Genomic DNA, 18,923 nt, shown 5'->3' with positions numbered 1-18,923 from the left:
ACAGTCACACGCACCCGAGGGGGATGAATCCATGAGTCGAATTCTGCGCACCCAGCGCGGCCTGGACCGGCTGGTCAACTTTTCCGACGCCACCGTGGCGATCGCGATCACTCTGCTGTTGCTTCCCCTGGTGGACGCGGCCTCCGATGCCCGGGCCGACCGGGTGGGGGAGTTCCTCGCCGAGCATCAGGGGACCCTGATCGCGTTTTTCGTGAGCTTCGCGGTGATCGCCCGGATGTGGACCATGCACCACCGCCTGTTTGAGGTTGTGTACGCCTATTCGCCGCGGCTCATGCGGGTCAACCTGATCTGGCTGGCCAGTATCGCCTTCCTCCCGTTCGCCTCGAACATGCTCGCGGCGGCCGGGCAGAACTCGGCTGCCCGGGCCCTCTATATCGGCACCATCGCGGTGGCCAGCCTGACCTTCGCGCTGATGGAGGGGGTGGTGATCCGTGATTCGAGCCTGCGTTCGGAGGCGGACCGGGACCTGCTGACCCCCACCAACAGCTGGCTGACTTTTGCCGCCGTGCTGCTCGCGCTGATCCTGACTCTGAGTGTCCCGGTAGGCGGGGTGTGGTGGTTGCTGTTTCTGGTCCCCGCCGGATGGGTCTCCGATTTCCTGGAGCGGCGTGCCCGCACGAGGCAACCGAAAACCGCCGGCTAGAGGCGGCCGGCCCGCTTGAGGGCGAGGTAGTGGTCGGCCAGGAGCGGGGGCAGGGCCTCCGGGGAGCCGGCAATCGGATCGGCGCCCACGCGGCGCAACGCCTGGGCGACACGGTCGGCATCCAGCAGCGCGCGCTCGGCACCGGCGGCCTCGTACACGTCCTCGCGGCTGTCGACAAAATGGCGGGCGGCCAGGGCCTCGGGGTCACGTACCGAGGCAACCACCACCAGGTGGCGTGCGGTGAGCTCGGGCAGGCTGGCGATCAGATCGGCGGCGGAACCCGGGCTTTCGGCCGCGGTCAGGATGACCACCAGCGAGCGCTGGGAGGTGATCTGACGCACCTCGGCGGGGATCGCCGACCAGTCGGTCTCGATCAGCTCGGGTTCGATATCGGCCATCGTGTTGACCATATTTTCCAGCAGGGCGGCACCGGTGGAGCCGGTGACCCGCCCGCGGACACGACGGTCAAAGCACAGCAGGTCCACCCGATCTCCGGCGCGGGTGGCCAGCGCCGCCAGCAGCAGCGAGGCCTCAAACGCGGTGTCCAGGCGTGGCTCATCGGCGATCCGGGCGGCCCCGGCTCGGCCGGTATCGGCCACGATGATGACCCGGCGGTCGCGCTCGGGACGCCAGGTGCGGACCACCAAGTGTTCGCCGGCATCCGGCTGGCCCCCCATCCGACGGGCGCTGGCGCGCCAGTCGATCGAGCGCACATCGTCGCCGCGGACGTAGTCGCGCAGCGAGTCAAACTCGGTGCCCTGGCCGCGCACCATCAGCGAGGTGGCGCCATCCAGCTCGCGCAGCCGGGCCAACCGCGAGGGCAGGTGACGGCGCGATCTGAACGGCGGGAGCACCCGCAGGGTACCCGGGGCCGACAGCGTGGTTTGCCGGGCGGCCAATCGCAGCGGTCCGAATGAGCGCACGGTGACCGATTCGCTGCGGCGCTCGCCGCGCCTGGTGGGGACCAGGACCGTGCGCACCAGGCGACGCTCGCCCCCGGGAATGCGCACCCGCGCCCGCGAGGTTTGCGCCCCGGCGGAGGGGATCCACGCATCACGGACGATGCCCACCAGGGTGCGTGCGCCGGTGTTGGTGAGATACAGCAGCGCATCGGTGGGCTCGCCCAGGCGGGCCCGCGAGGCACCGCCACGGACCAGGCGCAGCGCGCGCGGCGAGGCGGCCAGGGCCAGATCCAGGATCAGCACCATCAGCGACAGCACCATCCAGCCCGCCAGAATCAACAGCGGGTTGCCGCCGAGTCCGGTGCCGACCACGATCGGGATGACCCCGGCGCCGATAAGCAGCACAAACCAACCGGTGATCGCCATCTAGATGGGCACCTGAACCTGCTGCATGATCGAGCGCAGGATGGTGTCCGCGGACACACCCTCCAGCTCGGCCTCGGGACGCAGCTGCAACCGGTGACGCCAGACCGGCAGGACCATCGCCTGCACGTGATCGGGAGTCACCGCCGGATAGCCACTCAGCCAAGCCCACGCCTTGGCGCTGGCCAGCAGCGCGGTCGCACCACGCGGGCTCACACCCATGCGGACCGACGGGCTCTGCCGGGTGGCGCGAGCCAGATCCACCAGGTAGGCCAGCACGTCGCCGGAGACGGTGGTCTGCGCGGCGGCATCCTGGGCGGCCTTGAGCTCCTCGGCGCTGAGCACCGGCTGTACGCCGGCCCCGCCGAGGTCGCGCGGGTTGAATCCCAGCGCGTGACGGCGCAGCACCTCGATCTCGGTGTCACGCTCGGGCAGGTCCAGCACCAGCTTCAAGAGGAAGCGGTCAAGCTGTGCCTCGGGCAGCGTATAGGTGCCCTCATACTCGATCGGGTTCATGGTCGCGGCCACCAGGAACGGGCTCGGCAGCGGCAGCGAGACACCGTCCACCGACACCTGACGTTCCTCCATCGCCTCCAGCAGGGCCGACTGGGTCTTCGGGGGCGTGCGGTTGATCTCGTCCGCGAGCAGGAGGTTGGTGAAGATCGGACCGCGTCGGAACTCGAAATCCCCGGCCTTGGCGTCGTACACCAGTGAACCGGTAACGTCTCCCGGCATCAGGTCGGGGGTGAACTGCACCCGCTTGGTGTCCAGCGAGAGCGCGGTGCTGAGGGTACGCACCAGCAGGGTCTTGGCGACGCCGGGCACACCTTCCAGGAGCACGTGGCCCTGGGCGAGGAGGGCGATGATCAGCCCGCTGACGGCGGCATCCTGGCCCACAACGGACTTGCCCACCTCGGCCCGAACGCGGGCCAGGGCACCGCGCAGGTTGTTGTCGCGGACGTGGATTTCTTCGGCACTGAGTGTCATCGTGGCTACTTCCGGTCGAGGGATGAGGGGTCGGTGGGGTGGGGCGCCTGCCCCGGCGGTGTCGGACGGGTGGGATCCAGGGCCGCGGCCAGCGCGTCCTCCAGATCGTGTAGGGCTCGGGCGAGCCGGACCAGCTCGGCCTCGTTGGTGGCCGGCCGGGCGATCAGGAGATCAAAGACCTCGGCGCGGGAGCGTCCCAGGCGGTCGGCAACGGTGATGGCGACCTGATCGGCCGGGGTTTGTCTCGGGAGGCCCAGCAGCGCGCTCGAGCGATCCACCACCCCGATCCGCAGCGCATCCAGGGCCCGGGTGCGGGCACCCACTCGCTGATAGAGGCGGGCTCGACCCCGACGAGTTTCCGAGGCGGGAACCACCACGGGCAAATCCTCGGCCACGAGCTTGCCGAAGCGGCGTCCGCGCCAGACAAAGGCGGCCAGCGAGGTGACAAACACGAGGAGCAGAACCGGGGTGAGCCAGGTCGGAGTCGCGTCCTCGAGGGAGGTGATTCCGGTGTCTTCCAGGTCGGCGGCGGTGGGCAGATACCAGACCAGGTGGGTGTTTTCACCCAGCAGGCCCACCGCGAGTGCGGCGTTGCCTTCTCGCAGCACGGAGTCATTCTGCAGGACCGACCGCGAACCCAGCAGTGTCACCCGCCGGTCCGCGCTCACCACGAGGGAGTAGCCGTCGGTGTCGGTGCCGAAGCAGCCGGTAGCCGACTCGGTCTGAAACACCCGTCCGGTGGTGATGCTGCCCGCGCGCAGGGCCGCGGGCACCCGGCAGGCGACCTCGTCGGAGACATCCTCCGTGGCCACCCCGGCGGGCATCGCGCCCAGATCGAGCTCGGACAGGATCGAGAATCCCGGGTCAACCAGCACGGTGGACGTGGCCGCATCGGACAGCGCCCGGACGCGCTCCGCATCCAGGTAACCGCCGAGATCGGCAAACAGCAGGGTGCCGGGCTCGGCTTCAAGCGCCGACGTGGCCTGCTCGTAGGAGTTCGCGATGGTGATCCGGACGCCGTGATCCCGCAACACATTGGCCACGGCCCGGGCACCCACCGGGGAGGGGTCCTCGGCCGAAAGCTCGCGACCGCGGGCGTTGCCAGCATTGCCCAGCACCATGAGGACCAGGGCGATGAGGATGATGACCGCCGCCGTGATGATCCAAAAACGGCGCTGCCGCAGGAACCTGCGCACGGTCGGGGTCAGGGCGGCGGAGGCTACCTCGGGGGCGATCTCGGATTCGCGCACGCTCATCACCGCACCTCCGGGACCATATCGGCAAGCACCGGACGCTGGGCGCGCAGGCTCTCGTCGGTGCTGCGGATGCGCTCCCACTGCTGGGCGGTCGCGGGTACGGAGAGGTAGCGCACCGCGTCGAAGTCGTTGGCGGTCCGGGCCAGAACGTCGCCGAACGCGGGGAAGACACGGCTTGCGGCGCCGGCGGCCTGGTGGGCGGTGCTGCCCGGATCCAGCACGATGATCGTGCGCTCATCCAGGTCGCGGCACAGCGCCCGGTAGCCCTCGAGGACCGCGAGGTCATAGTTACCGGCCGCGGCCGCCCGCGCCGCCGCGGCGCGAATCTCGGCCGCGGATCGGGTGTCCCGGTCGCCAAACAGCGCCTGCGTGGTTGATGCGCGCGCACGGTTGAGTCGCGGACGCCCCCAGATCAGGATCGCGGCCACCACTGCGGCGGCCAGCAGGAGGAGCAGGAGCACCGGTACCCAGTCCCCGGGGCCGTCGATGGAGCCCGAGAACAGGCGTCCCAGCCACCCGAGGAACTCGGTTACCAGGCGATCAAACAGATTGGGGGTGGCCGCCGCATACTCGGGCTTGGTGAGCTCGTTGCTCAGCCAGTCATGCGCCTCCGGGGCGTCCGGGGTGAGGGGAGGCTCGGCGAGACGCACACTCATTGGTCTCCCGATTCCGGGGTGCGCGGGGCGGGGGCACCGGCGGGCGGTGCCGGGTAGTTGGGGCCGGCGGAGTGCTGGGTGCCCGGGGTGGTGGGCCCCTGAGAACCGGGGGTGGTCGGGTAGCCCGGGGCGGTCTGCGTGCCGGGCACGGGCTGGTATCCGGGAGCGGCGGGGTAGCCCGGTGTGGCCGGGTAGCCGGGTGCCGCGGGCCCCCGGGATCCGGGAGCCGCGGGATATCCGGGGGCTGCGGGATAGCCGGGAGCCGCGGGATAGCCGGAGGCTGCGGGATAGCCCGGAGCCGGATAGCCCTGCGGACCGGCCGGTCCCCCCGAACGATACTGCCCGGCCGAGGCCGCGGACTCCTGCCGCACCACGGTAAAGGGATCCGGCAGACCACTCGTGGTCGCGCCGGCCTCGACATAGCGCAGCAGGTCGATGTCCAGGCCCTCCTTCCGCATGCGCAGATCGATATAGATCAGCGCCACCACCGAGGACTGCACCACGACGGTGATCGAACCAATCAGCAGCGACACCACCCCGACGATCAGGCTCGGCACCGCCTGGCTGATCACCGCACCATACATGTCGGTCTCACCGGTGGGCATGAAGAGGGCGGTCAGCAGGCTGATCGCGATGGAAATGGGGAAGATCACGATCTGACTGACCGTGGAGACGATCATGTAGACCAGGAGCTGAATCCCCAGCGTCTTCCAGAAGTATCCATTGGTGAGGCGCCAGGACCGCTGGATCGCCGCACCAAGCCCGCGGCGCTCGAGTACGATCACGCTGGGGACCAGGGAGGTCTTGACCAGCAACCAGGCAAACAGCAGGAAGAAGCCGGCACCCAACAGGAAACCGGCGAGAATCGCCCAGCCCCAGTTGTCGGAGTTGGTGGCGATGATCGCGATCACGGCCCCGGCGATCACGATCACCGCGACGGTCATGGCCGCAATCTGCAACAGGCTGAAGAGGAACAGCGGCCCAACCCGGGGCCACACGGCCTTCCAGAGCTCGCCCATCCGCCGCTTTTCACCGATCGTTGCGCGCGAAACCTCGCTCACCAGGACCCCCTGGAGGAAGGCGACGCTCAGCGCCGAGAGCAGGGTTGGAATCAGTAGCAGGAGCAGCAGTACCGCCCCGCCGCCGAGTGCGATCTCATCGCGGTCGGCGTAGGAGGCGTTGGAAATCCGATTGGTGAACCAGACCATGCCGAACCCGGCGACCAACAGGGAGATGATGCTGATCGGGGCCTGCAGGAGCAGGGCGCTGCCCAGGCTCGCCCGAGGATTGCGGGTCAAGACTCGAAACGGCGCGCCCATCAGCGTGCCGAAGGCGAGCGGTCGCAGCGGAATGAGCCCCGGTTTGGGGGCAGCCTGCCACTGGTTGGCAGACGGACCGCCGCCGGGACCCGCGGATCCGGGGGCAGGATATCCCCGATTCGACATGCCCGAACCCGGCATGGACCCGCCCGGAGCGGGGGCCGGGGGAGCTGTGGGGTATCCCGGAGTGGTCCAGCTGGGGACCGCGGTGGAGGGGTCGGCCGGACCGGCAGAGGGCGGGGTGAACGCCGGAATTCCCGGGTCAAACCCACCCGAGCGTGCATCATTCTGCTCGGGCTGGTGCTGTGAACGTGGGTCGGTCACCGGAGTTCTCCTCGGCTATCGGATCGGCTAGCGTGCCTCCATCGTGACACACCGAGTCGTCGCGTGGGCAGAGTCACACCCGGAGGGACCAAAGCGGCCCGGATTTTGTCGTCTATGGCCCCCCGATCGGGCGTGAAATGGCCGCGGCTGGCAGAATACGTCTCCAAAACCGGAGACAACGGGTAGTGTGAGGGGAACTGTGTTTCCCCCTGCGCGGTGCAAACCCGCGGCGAATACTGAGAACGGGATCGATGACTCCACGCATTTTGGTGGTTGATGACGACACGGCGCTGGCCGAGATGATCGGGATCGTGCTGCGCACCGAGGGCTTTGAGCCGGAGTTTTGCGCCGACGGTGCTGCCGCCGTCGACGCTTTCCACGAGCACAAGCCCGATCTGGTGCTGCTCGATCTGATGCTGCCCGGAATGGACGGGATCGAGATCTGCACCCGCCTGCGTCAGGAATCCGGTGTGCCCATCATCATGCTGACGGCCAAGTCGGACACCGCGGATGTCGTGAAGGGTCTCGAATCCGGTGCCGATGACTACATCGTGAAGCCCTTCAACCCCAAGGAGCTGGTGGCCCGGGTACGAACCCGGCTGCGCCCGGCAAGCGAGGCCTCGGCGACAGAGCTGGCCATCGGCGACCTGATCCTCGATGTGGCCGGACACGAGGTGCGGCGTGGATCCTCACGGATCAACCTCACCCCGCTGGAATTTGACCTCCTGCACGCCCTGGCCGCCAAGCCGGCCCAGGTCTTCAGCCGCGAGGCGCTGCTGGAACAGGTGTGGGGATACCACTACAAGGCCGATACGCGCCTGGTCAACGTGCACGTTCAGCGTCTGCGCTCAAAGGTCGAGCTGGACCCGGATAACCCACGCATCGTGATGACCGTGCGCGGAGTCGGCTACCGAGCCGGGAGCGCCGAGTAGCGGCCCAAGATGCCCGAAGACTACTTCTCCGCGGTTCGGCTCCGCCGCTGGCGGGGAATTCCTCGCGGGATCATGCGTGCGTGGCGACACTCGCTGCAGTTCCGCGCGGTCACGATCACCATGGTGCTCAGCGCGCTGGCGATCATGCTCTCCAGCGGATACATGACGATCTCGATCGGCAGCGATCTCTATCAGTCCCGGGCATCCCAAGCCCAGAGTGATACCCGGCGAGCACTGGACACCGCCCAGCGCACCCTGGATTCCTCGACTGCGGAGTCTCGGGTGGACTTTCAGGCGCTGATGACCACCGCCCGAACCGACCTCGCCCAGGCGTCGGGCAGCCCGCTGGTTGCCGCCTTCCGCGTCCCCGATCAGCCCTTTAGCGCGACCGCGCCGCAGGACTTTGTGGCCCCCGGGCTGCAGGGCGAGGTGATCAGCGCCGAGCTGCGTCGCACGGTTCAAAAGAACCCCGACGGCCTGTGGTGGCAATCCACGGCGCTCGCCGCCAGCGGCGAACACACCGATCCCGGCCTGATCGTGGGAGGACAGGTGCGCCTACCCGATGGGGCTGCCTACGAGGTGTACATCGGCTACAACCTGGCCAGTACCGAGGAGACCCTGGGCTTTGTCCAGCGCTCGCTCCTGGTGGGCGGCCTGGTGCTGCTGCTCCTGGTGGGCGGGGTTGCCTGGGTCGTGGTGCGCCTGGTCGCCGACCCGGTTCGGGTGGCCGCGCAGACCTCGGCCAAGCTGGCCGCCGGTGACCTGGAGGTGCGCATTCCGGTGCGCGGTCAGGATGAGCTGGCCACCCTGGGACGTTCGTTCAACCGGATGGCCGACAGCATGCAGGGCCAGATCCAGAAGCTCGCGGCGCTCTCCAGCGTGCAGCAGCGCTTCGTCTCCGATGTGTCCCATGAACTGCGGACGCCGCTGACCACGATCCGCCTGGCCGGGGACGTGCTGTACGACCAGCGCGAGGACTTCTCGCCCACCACCGGGCGCACGGTCGAGCTGCTCCACACGCAGACGCAGCGCTTCGAACTGCTGCTGGCCGATCTCCTGGAAATCAGTCGCTATGACGCCGGATCGATTCAGCTGGAGATGGAACCGGTGAGCCTGCCCGGACTCGTGCGCGACTGCGCCGACGGCATGCAGCAGCTCGCGGATCAGAGCGGCACCCGCCTGATCGTGCTGGCCCCAGGGGGATACGGGCCGGTGGATATGGACCCGCGCCGGATTCGCCGAATCGTCAACAACCTGCTGGGCAACGCGATCGAGCACGGCGAGGGCCGCCCGGTTGTGATGACCATCGATTCCACCGCGACCACCGTCGCGCTCACCGTGCGCGACTACGGCCTCGGCATGAACGAAACCGATGCCGCCCGCGCGTTTGATCGCTTCTGGCGGGCGGACCCGTCGCGTCGCCGGACCATCGGTGGAACCGGACTGGGCCTGGCGATCGCGCTCGAGGATGCCCAGCTGCACGGGGGAACCCTGGCGGTGTGGTCCAGTCCCGGTGCCGGATCCAATTTCCGCCTGCTGCTGCCCCGCCACCAGGGTGAGGACGCCGCAGCCCTGGGGGCATCCCCGCTGCCGTTAGAGCCCGCGGATGCGGGTGCCGATGGCCCCGACGAAACCGATTTTGAGGGGACTACCGCATGAGTATCTCCACCACCTGGCGTCGCCGGGGCACAGCCCTGGTCGGCGCGGTTGTTGCCCTGCTGCTGATCTCCGGATGCGCCACCATTCCCCGGGGAGGCGGCGTGAACGCCGGTCACGCGGTGGACCGTCCCGAGGGTCCCGAGGTGGTGTTCCTGGCTCGCGGTCCGGAAAAGGATGCGAGCCGCGAGGAGATCCTCACCGGCTTTATCGAGGCCGCGGCCAGCCCCGCGGGCAACTATGCGACGGCGCGGGAATTCCTGACCGCGACCCTGGCGGGATCCTGGAAGCCCGATGCCCGCACGATCATGGATCAGGCCGAGCAGCGCAAGATTGCACCGAACGATGCGACCGACGGACTGGTCCTGACCACGAGCCCCGAGGCGGCCGTGGACAGCACCGGCCAGTACACCCCGTCCTTTGGCAGCTCGTCCATCCAGCTGGACTTCACCTTTGCCCGGGTGGATGGCCAGTGGCGGATTTCCGGGGCTCCGGATGGGATCATCCTCGATCCGGTGAAGTTCCGCGAGGTGTTTAAGCCCTACACGCTGCGATTCTTCGACCCGAGCTGGAGCGTGCTGGTGCCCGAGGTGCGGTGGTTCCCCTCGCGATCCTCCACCTCGACCAACGTGGTCAAGGCGCTCCTGGCGGGCCCGAGCCCCTGGCTCGCGGGGGCCGTCTCGACGGCCTTCCCCGAGGGTACCCGCTTGCTCTCGGACGCGGTCCCGGTGGAAAACAGCGTGGCCAGTATCAACCTCAATCGTGAGGCCGGCGGCCAGGACGATCTCACCCTGCGCCGGATGAAGGCGCAGCTCACCGAGAGCCTGTCCGAGGTCTCCTCGATTAAGGCGATTTCGCTGAGCATTAACGGGGTGACCCAGGAGGCGGTGCCGCTCACCATCTCCGGCGCGCGGACCGACCCGCGCGCCCTGGTGCTGACCAAGGACGGGTTTGGATTCCAGACCGATGACCGGTTGGAAAAGCTCGCGGTGCTCTCGACCCAGGTCGAGTCGCTGAACCCCAGTGCGGTGGCCATCGACGGTGCCCGGCAGCTGATTGCCGCGCTCGCCCCCAGCGGAGTCTCGGCGATCCGGCCGGCGGGTCCGCTGCTGGTGGACGCGCGTCCGCACCTGATCGCGCCGAGTATCGACGAGGCCGGCAATATTTGGACGGTTCCCACCGATGCGCCGGGGGAGATTTTGGCGATCACCTCGGACGGCAAGCAGCATCCGGTAGCGGCAAGCTGGCCGGACGCCTCACAGATCGTCTCGCTGCAGGTCTCGCGTGATGGAACGCGGGTGCTGGCCTTCGTGGTCTCCGGCGGGCGAAGCACCCTGCTGGTGGCCGGCATCCAAAAAGACGAAAACGGCGTGCCCTCCAAGCTGGGGGAACCGATTCGGGTGCCCGCGGCCGCGGGATCGGCAACCTCGGCCACCTGGGTGGACGAAAACTCGGTGGCATCGCTGGGAACCAATGATCAGGGGATTGCTCAGATTGTGCAGTCCACGATCGGCGGGCGCAGCGAGAGTCTGGTGACCGTGTCCGGCGGGTATGAGCTCGTGGGTGGCAGCTCGGAGAATCAGCTGCGGGTGTTGGCCGAGGGCGGGCGCATGATGCAGTGGCGTTCGGGATCCTGGCAGCAGGTGGCCACGGACGTGCGGGTGATCGCGACCCAGCAGGGGGCCGTCGAGCGGGTGGAATAGGGGTTTTCTCCCTCGTCTCCTTCCTCCACAACCTCGGTAACCGAACCCGTTTTCCACAGCTTCGGAAACCTCACGCCTCCCTCCGCGCCCGCGAATCAGAATGGTCCCATGACCACTCGAATCGTCTCCTTTGCCCTGGGCTGCTTCGTCCCCGTTCCCTGCGCGGGATGCGGACTCCCGGCCGATCCACGCTGGCCGGTGTCCGGGCTGTGTCCCGGATGCCGCGTGGTGCTCGCCTCGGCGACACCACGCGAGGGCCGGCTGCCCGATGCTCCGCCCACCCCGCCGCCGGGCGATCGCATGCCTGCTGCCCACGCGCCCGGATCGCGGCTGCCCGATGCTCGTTCACCCGATATCCGGCTGCTATGGGCCCTGCGCTATCACGATCCCGTCTCGCGGTTGGTGCTCGACTTCAAGAATCACCATCGGGTTGACCTCGCCGGTGCCCTGGCCGCGCCCCTGGCCAAGACCATCGAGGCCGCCAACGGGGGCACACGGTCGTCGCCGGCTCTCCTGGTTCCCATCCCGGGCCGTGCCGCCGGATTTACTCGCCGTGGGTATCACCCGGTCGAGATGCTGATCCGGAGCACCGGCCATCCACCCCTGCGGCTGCTCGAATGGGCGCACACACCGCGCGATCAGCTGGGTCTGAGCCCCGCCGAGCGTGCCCAGAACCTGGCGGGGACGCTGAGGGTTCGTCCCCGGGGCTCGGTGGCCCGAGTCTCGGCTCGATCCGGCACCTCCCCGGCGGCCCGAAACCCCAACCTCTGGGTGGTCGATGATGTGTGCACGAGCGGTGCCACGCTGCGTGAGGCCGTGCGGGCCCTTCGGGACGCGGGGCTGCCCCCGGCGGGAGTGCTGGTACTTGCCCGTGCGGCTCGTTTCGTCTGATGCATACAACCACTGTCGCATATGGATGGACGAAATTGCGGAACCGGGTTGGTCTCGTCGGCGGTGAAGCTGGAGTAAGCAGCCGCGTATTTATGGCGTTATTGGGCCGAAATTGCGGATCGTGAGGCCTGCGCTACCGTGGTGTTTCGCGAGATGGCGGCCGCCCGTATTGACAGTAGTTTGTCGCGAAAATTACGCTGGGGTTCGTCGCTACTGACGTAATTTTGGGGGCCAATATGTGTGGGGGAATCCGTGTTTAAGCTAACAAAGCCGCTCGCTCCGGTGGGCGCAATCATCCTGAAGAGTCTCTGGTTTGGCTTCATTGCCGGGATGATTTCCGGGATGGTGAAGATCGGATGGGAGGTCATTTTCCCGCCGCGCAGCATCGAGAGAAACGCGACCAATCCACCCCAGACGCTGCTTGAGCAGTTCGGGATGACCTCGGAGCAAACCCACTCCTTTGTCCTCTTCGGGGATCAGAAGGTCTTCTATGTGGCGCTGATCATCCACTTCGCCTTCTCGATTGTGTGCGCCATGGTGTACCTCTTCGCCGCCCAGTATTTGCCGATCACGTCGCTGTGGCAGGGCGCGGCCTTCGGGCTTGTGGTCTGGGTGTTCTTCCATCTGATTCTGATGCCGGCGATGGGGACGGTCCCCGCCGCCTGGAACCAGCCCTGGGAGGAGCACTTCTCCGAGGCGTTTGGGCATGCGGTGTGGGGTTGGGCGATCGCCGCCTGCGGGTTCTTCCTGGCCCAGAAAGACAGGTCCAAGACGCTGGTGAACCTGTAACCCGGGATCGGTTTGGGGCGGCGGCGGGGCGGCAAATGCGCGCCCTGCCGCCGTTTTTTGTGCGGATTCTCAGGCTCTGCCCGAACGGGGCACGCCCGGAAAACATCGGATCCAAGTTTTCTGATGACAAGTCTAGGAAAGGGGGCTACGGTGGGGGCTAAAGGCGTGAAAGGACCGCCGGGATCAACTGGTGGCACGCCCTGACTGGAGGTCCACATGGAAACCAACATCGTAGGATTTGGCCTGAAGATCACCGATCGTTTCCGTGACTATGTCGAGGAAAAGTCCGCCAAGGTCGAGCACCTGGCGGAAAAGACGATCTCGTTTGAGGTCAAGGTTTCCCGGCACAGCGATAAGTCCGGCCGTCGCGGCGAAGACCGGGTGGAACTCACCCTCGTGGGTCCCGGCCCGCTGGTTCGCGCGGAGGCCACCGGATCCGACCAATACGTGGCGTTTGACCTCGCCATGGCGAAGCTGATGGAGCGCATTCGCCGTTCGAAGGACCGCCGTAAGGTCCTGCGGGGTCGCGGTCGCACCTCGCTGCACGAGGCCAGCGCCGAGGGGTTTACCTCCATCGGTCTCGAAGCTGCCGGCGTTGATGTCCTGAACGCGGTTGCCACCGGATCCGTCCCCGTGATCGAGGAATCCGAAGGGGACGTGCCCTACAGCCCCGTGGTGATTCGCGAGAAGCTGTTCCCCGCCGAGTGGATGACCGTGGAAGAGGCGGTAGACCGGATGGAACTGGTCGGACACGACTTCTTCCTCTTCATCGATGCCCGCACCGACCGCTCCAGCGTGGTCTACCGCCGTAAGGGCTGGGACTACGGTGTGATCGGCCTGCACGAGGAAGCGGAAGCACAAGCCTCCTAGACGCATCATCCGCCGGGGCACTCACCATCAGTGCGGTGTGTGTCGCCCCGCGGACCCGCGCCCCGGCCCTCTCTAGGGGGCCGGGGCGCTTCGCTTTGGGAGAAATTTACTGTGTTTTCGGTCGAAATCCGCACCGAACACCGGTGTTGTTCCCCCGTCCCGATAACATAGACTTGGCCCTCGATGGTCCCATCGAAGGGTCGGCCGCACACACCGTGCGGAACTGCGCCCCGTCGACGATGGGTGGGCCGCACACCCGTGCGGACCCGCGCCCCGTCGGCGACCAAAGACAAGTGGAGAGCAAGTCGTGGCCTCAGTCCTGGAAAAAGTCCTTCGTGTTGGCGAAGGCCGAGTCATCAAAAAGCTGCAGAACCTGACCAAGGCGGTCAACGCGCTTGAGGAAGACTTCAACGGCCTGACCGACGAGGAGCTGCGCGAGGAGACCGCCGAGCTGCGCGGTCGCTTCGAAGCAGGCGAAACCCTCGACGACCTCCTGCCCGAGGCGTTCGCCGCCGTCCGTGAGGCCTCTAAGCGCACCCTGGGTCTGCGTCACTTCGACGTGCAGATCATGGGTGGTGCGGCCCTGCACCTCGGCAACATCTCCGAGATGAAGACCGGTGAGGGTAAGACCCTGGTCGCCACCCTGCCCGCCTACCTCAACGCCATCGCCGGCAAGGGTGTGCACGTGGTTACGGTCAACGACTTCCTGGCCAGCTACCAGTCGGAGCTGATGGGCCGCGTATTCCGCGCCCTCGGCATGACCACCGGTGTGATCATCTCCGGTCAGACCCCCGCCGAGCGTCGCGAGCAGTATGCCGCCGACATCACCTACGGCACCAACAACGAGTTTGGCTTCGACTTCCTGCGCGACAACATGGCGTGGCAGTCCGCCGACCTGGTGCAGCGTGGCCACTTCTTCGCGATCGTGGACGAGGTCGACTCGATCCTGATCGATGAGGCCCGTACCCCGCTGATCATCTCGGGCCCGTCCTCAGGTGAGGCCAACCGCTGGTTCACCGAGTTTGCCCGCATCGCCACCAAGCTTGAGGCCGGCGTGGACTACGAGGTCGACGAGAAGAAGCGCACCGTGGGTGTGTTGGAGCCCGGCATCGAAAAGGTCGAGGACTACCTCGGCATCGACAACCTCTACGAGTCGGCCAACACCCCGCTGATCTCGTTCCTGAACAACTCGATCAAGGCATCGGCCCTGTTCAAGCGCGACAAGGACTACGTCGTGATGAACGGTGAGGTCATGATCGTGGATGAGCACACCGGCCGTATCCTCGCCGGTCGTCGCTACAACGAGGGTATCCACCAGGCCATCGAGGCCAAGGAGGGTGTGACCGTCAAGGCGGAGAACCAGACCCTCGCCACGGTGACCCTGCAGAACTACTTCCGTCTCTACGAGAAGCTCTCCGGTATGACCGGTACCGCCGACACCGAAGCCGCCGAGTTCATGTCCACCTACAAGCTGGGTGTGGTCCCGATCCCGACCAACAAGCCGATGCAGCGCATCGACCAGCCCGACCTGGTGTACAAGAACGAGCAGGTCAAGTTTGAGCAGGTCGCCGAGGACATCGCCGAGCGTCACGAGCAGGGCCAGCCGGTCCTGGTGGGAACCACTTCGGTGGAAAAGAGCGAGTACCTCTCCCGCCTGCTGGCGAAGAAGGGCATCCGTCACGAGGTCCTGAACGCCAAGAACCACGCCCGTGAGGCCGCGATCGTGGCCCAGGCCGGACGCTTCGGCGCCGTGACCGTGGCCACCAACATGGCCGGTCGTGGTACCGACATCATGCTCGGTGGAAACGCCGAGTTCCTCGCCGTCGCGAAGATGACCGAGAAGGGTCTGAGCCCCTCGGAGAATCCCGAGGAGTACGAGGCAGCCTGGGACGACGTCTTCAAGGACGTCAAGGCCGAGGTTTCGGTGGAGGCCGACAAGGTCGCCGAGGCCGGCGGGCTCTACGTGTTGGGCACCGAGCGTCACGAATCGCGCCGGATCGACAACCAGCTGCGTGGTCGTTCGGGCCGTCAGGGAGACCCGGGCGAGAGCCGCTTCTACCTGTCGCTGACCGACGACCTGATGCGCCTGTTCAACTCCGGTGCGGCCGAGGCTCTGATGAGCCGTGGGGGAACCCCGGACGATGTGGCGATCGAGTCCAAGATGGTGTCGCGGGCGATCCGCAGCGCCCAGTCGCAGGTCGAGCAGCGTAACGCCGAGATCCGTAAGAACGTGCTGAAGTATGACGACGTTCTGAACCGTCAGCGTGAGGCAATCTACACCGACCGTCGCCACATCCTCGAGGGTGATGACCTGCACGATCGCGTGGACACCTTCCTGGAGAACGTCATCGACGAGATCCTCGACGTGCACGTGCACGAGGGTAACGGTGACGACTGGGACTTCGACGCCCTGTGGGTCGACCTCAAGCAGATCTACCCCGTCGGTGTGACCATCGACGAGGTGATCGCCGAGGCCGGACAGCGTGGACGCGTGAACCGCGACTTCATCCGTCGCGAGATCCTCTCCGACGCCAAGGTGGCCTACGGTCGTCGCGAAACCCAGCTGGGTGAGCCGGCCATGCGTGAGCTGGAGCGCCGCGTGGTGCTGCAGGTTGTGGACCGCCGCTGGCGCGACCACCTCTACGAGATGGACTACCTCAAGGACGGTATCGGCCTGCGTGCCATGGCCCAGCGTGACCCGCTGGTTGAGTACCAGCGCGAGGGCTACGCGATGTTCCAGCAGATGATGGGGCAGATCCGTGAGGAGTCCATCGGCTTCCTGTTCAACCTTGAGGTTGAGGTCGCCGAGGGTGCAACCGAGGCCGTGGACGGCGGGACCGTCGAGGTCACGGCGAAGGGTCTGGAGCGCAACGAGCCCGAGCAGCGCAAGCTCAGCTACATCGCCCCCAGCGAGGATGGCGAGGTTGAGGTGCGTGGTGCCGGCGGCCAGGTCAACCAGAGCGCCACCGCCAAGGCCCAGCGTGAGGCCGGCCCGGCCGGTCCCTCCGCTGCCAGCGCCACCGGCGGTGACCGCGGTGCGTTTGGTCAGCAGACCGGCGGCAACCGCGCGGATCGTCGCAAGAAGAAGTAGTCCGGGTTTCCCGGTTTCGGAATGCCGCTCACCCCTCGGGGTGGGCGGCATTCCGCGTTGTGCCGAACGACCGGCTCGATCGGGGCACGTTACAGGACATGCAGGACACTTGCCCGCCAGTGGGCGCCGTGCGTTTCCAATCGAAGGACCACGGCCACCGAGGTGACCGGCCCGTGTGCGATGATCGTGGCCTCCACGCTGTCCACGGTCGGGCGGCAATAGTGCGGGGGACCGAGCCGGTAGGCCACATGACGCTCGGACTGACCATGCGCGACCCGTCCCCGCCGCGCCAGCGTGGCCTGCCGTTCGAGACCGGTGTACACCTCGGGGGTGAGCCAACGAGCGAGTTGGCTCACGTCCCGCATGCCCGCCAGGGCCTCGAGTGCGGCGAGGGCGATGCGGGCGATCTCGACCTCGACTCCGGGCCGCAGCATCCGCGCCGGCCGTCGGGGTGAGGTCGGCCCGTGCGCCTCCTCCGTGAGTCGAGGAGGGCCGGGTGGGTCCTCGGTGAGCCGGGGCTGGGTCGACCCGTTCGTATCTTCCGTGAGTCGAGGAGGCCCGGGCGGATCCTCCGTGCGCCGGGCGGCACGCACGGGGGCACCGAACGCGGAGCCGAGCGGGACGGACGGGTGTGATGGGTGGTGGTGAACGGGCATAGACGTCTCCGATGGGTACCGATGCCGCCCGGATGCCGGGGAGCTCGAGCTGGTTAGCCCGGAACTGGCGGCATGGGGTTCCCATCCAAACAGGCGGCCGTCATACCTCGCGCACACCCGGTGCACACTGTGTATAACCCATCCAAAAACCCCACGGTGGAGGACGCCGAGCAGTATTCCGACGCGTGGATTCCGCGGGCCGTCACATCAGACAACGCGCGGCATTCTAAACTGGGGGAATGTCGACTCTCAGTGACCTCATCCACCGTCAGGGCCTCGCCAGCGAAGAGGACATTGACTGGCTCCATATGCTGATCGGTGACGCCCAGCTGCTCGCCGACCTGGCGTTTGCGGACATCGTGATTTGGGCACCGACCGCGGACGGATCGTTTGTATCCGTGTCGCATCACCGCCCCTCGAGCGCCGCGACGCTGTTCTACCGCGATGTGGTGGGCCAGCGGATCAAGCCGCAGTGGTCGGCCCAGGTGTCCGGGGCCTTCGAGGAGGGCAAGATCGTGGATTCCTCCTCGCCTGACTGGTACGAGGAGACCCCGACCCGCGTGCTCGCGGTCCCGGTCATGCGCCGGCTGAATCCGACCTCGGCCGAGAACGCGCCGCGCCCGATCGCCGTGCTGACCCGACACACCAACCTGTCCGAGACCCGCACCCCGAGCCGTCAGGAATTGACATTCAACGAGTGCGCGGATGACCTGTTTGGCATGATCGCCGCCGGTGACTTCCCCGACCTGGGCGCCCCGAGCGGTCCGCGCCGCGGTGCCCCGCGCGCCAACGACGGCCTGATCCGTCTGGATGTGGAGGGCATCACGACCTTCGCGAGCCCCAATGCGCTGTCGGCGTTCAACCGGATGGGTTTCGTGGACGAGCTGGAGGGGGAGTCCCTCGCCGAGGTCACCACTCAGATCCTGCCCGGAAAGCAGGACATCGACGAGTCGCTGCCGCTCGTGGTGACCGGTCGCGCGCCGTGGCGCACCGACATCGAGGCGCGCGGGGTGACCGTCTCGCTGCGCACCATCCCGCTGCGCCACCGTGGGGAGCGGGCCGGGGCGATCGTGCTGTGCCGCGACGTGTCCGAGCTGCGCCACCAGGAGCGCGAGCTGATCACCAAGGATGCCACCATCCGCGAGATTCACCACCGGGTGAAAAACAACCTGCAGACCGTGGCCTCGCTGCTGCGCATTCAGGCGCGTCGTGCACGCACCGAGGAGGGTGCCGAGGCGCTGACCCAGGCCATGCGTCGGGTGTCCGCCATTGCCGTGGTGCACGACACCCTTTCCGAGGGCCTGAACCAGGCGGTGGACTTCGACGACGTGTTTGAGCGTGTGCTGATGCTGATCGCCGAGGTCGCCTCCTCACACAACACCAAGGTTCACCCGATCAAGACCGGTACCTTCGGAGTACTCCCGAGCGAGTACGCGACCCCGCTCGCCCTGGCGCTCACCGAGCTGGTGACCAACGCGGTGGAGCACGGCCTGGCCGGACGCGAGGGCAAGGTCGAGATCGTGGCCCAGCGCGACGCCGAAAACCTCACCGTCCTGGTGCGCGACAACGGCGTGGGCCTGCCCGAGGGACGCGTGGGCGCGGGCCTGGGAACCCAGATCGTGCGCACCCTGATCCAGGGTGAGCTCTCGGGCCGGATCGACTGGCACACGGTGATGGGGGCCGGCACCGAGGTGACCATCGAGGTGCCCATGCGCTTCATCCGCGGCTAGCCCGAAGCGGTTCCGGGTTACAGAACAACGGTCGCTTCCGAACGGAGGCGACCGTTGTTCCGTATCCTGCGTCG

15 protein-coding genes are annotated in these 18,923 nt (G+C 67.2%); 9 read left to right on the top strand and 6 right to left on the bottom strand.

What is annotated here, in order from left to right; translation table 11 throughout:
• Positions 1-31 precede the first annotated feature (31 nt).
• Positions 32-664 carry a TMEM175 family protein gene (locus C7C57_RS12545; protein ID WP_187976686.1) on the top strand — a complete coding sequence of 211 codons (633 nt, stop codon included), beginning with the start codon at positions 32-34 and terminating at the stop codon, positions 662-664.
• Here the strand turns inward: C7C57_RS12545 and C7C57_RS12540 are convergent.
• Genes C7C57_RS12540 through C7C57_RS12520 form a run of 5 tightly spaced genes read right to left on the bottom strand, consistent with a single transcriptional unit; the run spans position 661 to position 6,531 of the window.
• On the bottom strand, positions 661-1,992 hold the full coding sequence (locus C7C57_RS12540) for a DUF58 domain-containing protein (RefSeq protein ID WP_187976685.1): 1,332 nt from the start codon (positions 1,990-1,992) through the stop codon (positions 661-663). The two genes, C7C57_RS12545 and C7C57_RS12540, sit on opposite strands and share 4 nt — an antisense overlap.
• Positions 1,993-2,976: a MoxR family ATPase gene (locus C7C57_RS12535; protein WP_043322168.1), complete on the bottom strand. Its 984-nt coding sequence runs from the start codon at positions 2,974-2,976 to the stop codon at positions 1,993-1,995.
• A gap of 5 nt (positions 2,977-2,981) precedes the next feature.
• Positions 2,982-4,232, bottom strand: coding sequence for a DUF4350 domain-containing protein (locus C7C57_RS12530; protein WP_187976684.1), 1,251 nt, complete (start codon positions 4,230-4,232; stop codon positions 2,982-2,984).
• Positions 4,232-4,888, bottom strand: a complete 657-nt coding sequence (locus tag C7C57_RS12525) for a DUF4129 domain-containing protein (protein WP_187976683.1) — start codon at positions 4,886-4,888, stop codon at positions 4,232-4,234. The genes C7C57_RS12530 and C7C57_RS12525 overlap by 1 nt, the downstream gene beginning before the upstream one ends.
• Positions 4,885-6,531 (bottom strand): hypothetical protein, encoded by a 1,647-nt coding sequence (locus tag C7C57_RS12520; protein ID WP_187976682.1) that lies wholly within the window; start codon positions 6,529-6,531, stop codon positions 4,885-4,887. Before C7C57_RS12520 ends, C7C57_RS12525 begins: the two co-directional genes overlap by 4 nt.
• Before the next feature lie 251 nt (positions 6,532-6,782).
• On the opposite strand from C7C57_RS12520, the gene mtrA reads away from it, so the two are divergent.
• The 7 genes from mtrA to secA all read left to right on the top strand — a co-directional run bounded on the left by mtrA (position 6,783) and on the right by secA (position 16,463).
• Entirely contained in the window at positions 6,783-7,463 is a 681-nt protein-coding gene (gene mtrA, locus C7C57_RS12515; protein WP_030148945.1) for an MtrAB system response regulator MtrA, read from the top strand.
• Positions 7,464-7,535: 72 nt separating this feature from the next.
• Positions 7,536-9,122: an MtrAB system histidine kinase MtrB gene (gene mtrB, locus C7C57_RS12510; RefSeq protein ID WP_245601293.1), complete on the top strand. Its 1,587-nt coding sequence runs from the start codon at positions 7,536-7,538 to the stop codon at positions 9,120-9,122.
• On the top strand, positions 9,119-10,822 hold the full coding sequence (locus C7C57_RS12505) for an LpqB family beta-propeller domain-containing protein (RefSeq protein ID WP_187976681.1): 1,704 nt from the start codon (positions 9,119-9,121) through the stop codon (positions 10,820-10,822). The genes mtrB and C7C57_RS12505 overlap by 4 nt, the downstream gene beginning before the upstream one ends.
• A 108-nt stretch (positions 10,823-10,930) precedes the next feature.
• Entirely contained in the window at positions 10,931-11,713 is a 783-nt protein-coding gene (locus C7C57_RS15925; RefSeq protein ID WP_187976680.1) for a ComF family protein, read from the top strand.
• A gap of 252 nt (positions 11,714-11,965) precedes the next feature.
• The gene (locus C7C57_RS12495) at positions 11,966-12,502 is read left to right on the top strand and encodes a DUF1440 domain-containing protein (RefSeq protein WP_030148941.1); all 537 of its coding nucleotides are present in this window, start codon (positions 11,966-11,968) and stop codon (positions 12,500-12,502) included.
• A 216-nt stretch (positions 12,503-12,718) separates the two neighbouring features.
• Entirely contained in the window at positions 12,719-13,372 is a 654-nt protein-coding gene (hpf, locus tag C7C57_RS12490; RefSeq protein ID WP_187976679.1) for a ribosome hibernation-promoting factor, HPF/YfiA family, read from the top strand.
• Positions 13,373-13,679: 307 nt separating this feature from the next.
• Complete coding sequence (gene secA / locus C7C57_RS12485) at positions 13,680-16,463, top strand: preprotein translocase subunit SecA (RefSeq protein ID WP_187976678.1); 2,784 nt, start codon at positions 13,680-13,682, stop codon at positions 16,461-16,463.
• Positions 16,464-16,552: 89 nt separating this feature from the next.
• Here the strand turns inward: secA and C7C57_RS12480 are convergent, their stop codons facing one another.
• Entirely contained in the window at positions 16,553-16,897 is a 345-nt protein-coding gene (locus tag C7C57_RS12480) for an Rv3235 family protein (protein WP_051701941.1), read from the bottom strand.
• A gap of 461 nt (positions 16,898-17,358) precedes the next feature.
• On the opposite strand from C7C57_RS12480, the gene C7C57_RS12475 reads away from it, so the two are divergent.
• Entirely contained in the window at positions 17,359-18,849 is a 1,491-nt protein-coding gene (locus tag C7C57_RS12475) for a sensor histidine kinase (RefSeq protein WP_030148937.1), read from the top strand.
• Positions 18,850-18,923 lie beyond the last annotated feature (74 nt).

This window comes from Mycetocola sp. JXN-3 (assembly GCF_014522285.1).
GTDB classification, from domain to species: Bacteria; Actinomycetota; Actinomycetes; order Actinomycetales; family Microbacteriaceae; genus Mycetocola; species Mycetocola saprophilus.
Note: the sequence above shows the minus strand (reverse complement) of the source record. Positions and strands in the feature narration are given on the sequence as shown.

What these genes read in the sequence shown, in the direction of transcription:
- hpf (WP_187976679.1), top strand. Translation starts at nt 12,719, where the DNA reads ATGGAAACCAACATCGTAGGATTTGGCCTGAAGATCACCGATCGTTTC.
- C7C57_RS12540 (WP_187976685.1), bottom strand. Translation starts at nt 1,992, where the DNA reads ATGGCGATCACCGGTTGGTTTGTGCTGCTTATCGGCGCCGGGGTCATC.
- C7C57_RS12505 (WP_187976681.1), top strand. Translation starts at nt 9,119, where the DNA reads ATGAGTATCTCCACCACCTGGCGTCGCCGGGGCACAGCCCTGGTCGGC.
- mtrB (WP_245601293.1), top strand. Translation starts at nt 7,536, where the DNA reads ATGCGTGCGTGGCGACACTCGCTGCAGTTCCGCGCGGTCACGATCACC.
- C7C57_RS12525 (WP_187976683.1), bottom strand. Translation starts at nt 4,888, where the DNA reads ATGAGTGTGCGTCTCGCCGAGCCTCCCCTCACCCCGGACGCCCCGGAG.
- C7C57_RS12545 (WP_187976686.1), top strand. Translation starts at nt 32, where the DNA reads ATGAGTCGAATTCTGCGCACCCAGCGCGGCCTGGACCGGCTGGTCAAC.
- C7C57_RS12475 (WP_030148937.1), top strand. Translation starts at nt 17,359, where the DNA reads ATGTCGACTCTCAGTGACCTCATCCACCGTCAGGGCCTCGCCAGCGAA.
- C7C57_RS12535 (WP_043322168.1), bottom strand. Translation starts at nt 2,976, where the DNA reads ATGACACTCAGTGCCGAAGAAATCCACGTCCGCGACAACAACCTGCGC.
- C7C57_RS12530 (WP_187976684.1), bottom strand. Translation starts at nt 4,232, where the DNA reads ATGAGCGTGCGCGAATCCGAGATCGCCCCCGAGGTAGCCTCCGCCGCC.
- C7C57_RS12480 (WP_051701941.1), bottom strand. Translation starts at nt 16,897, where the DNA reads ATGCTGCGGCCCGGAGTCGAGGTCGAGATCGCCCGCATCGCCCTCGCC.
- mtrA (WP_030148945.1), top strand. Translation starts at nt 6,783, where the DNA reads ATGACTCCACGCATTTTGGTGGTTGATGACGACACGGCGCTGGCCGAG.
- C7C57_RS15925 (WP_187976680.1), top strand. Translation starts at nt 10,931, where the DNA reads ATGACCACTCGAATCGTCTCCTTTGCCCTGGGCTGCTTCGTCCCCGTT.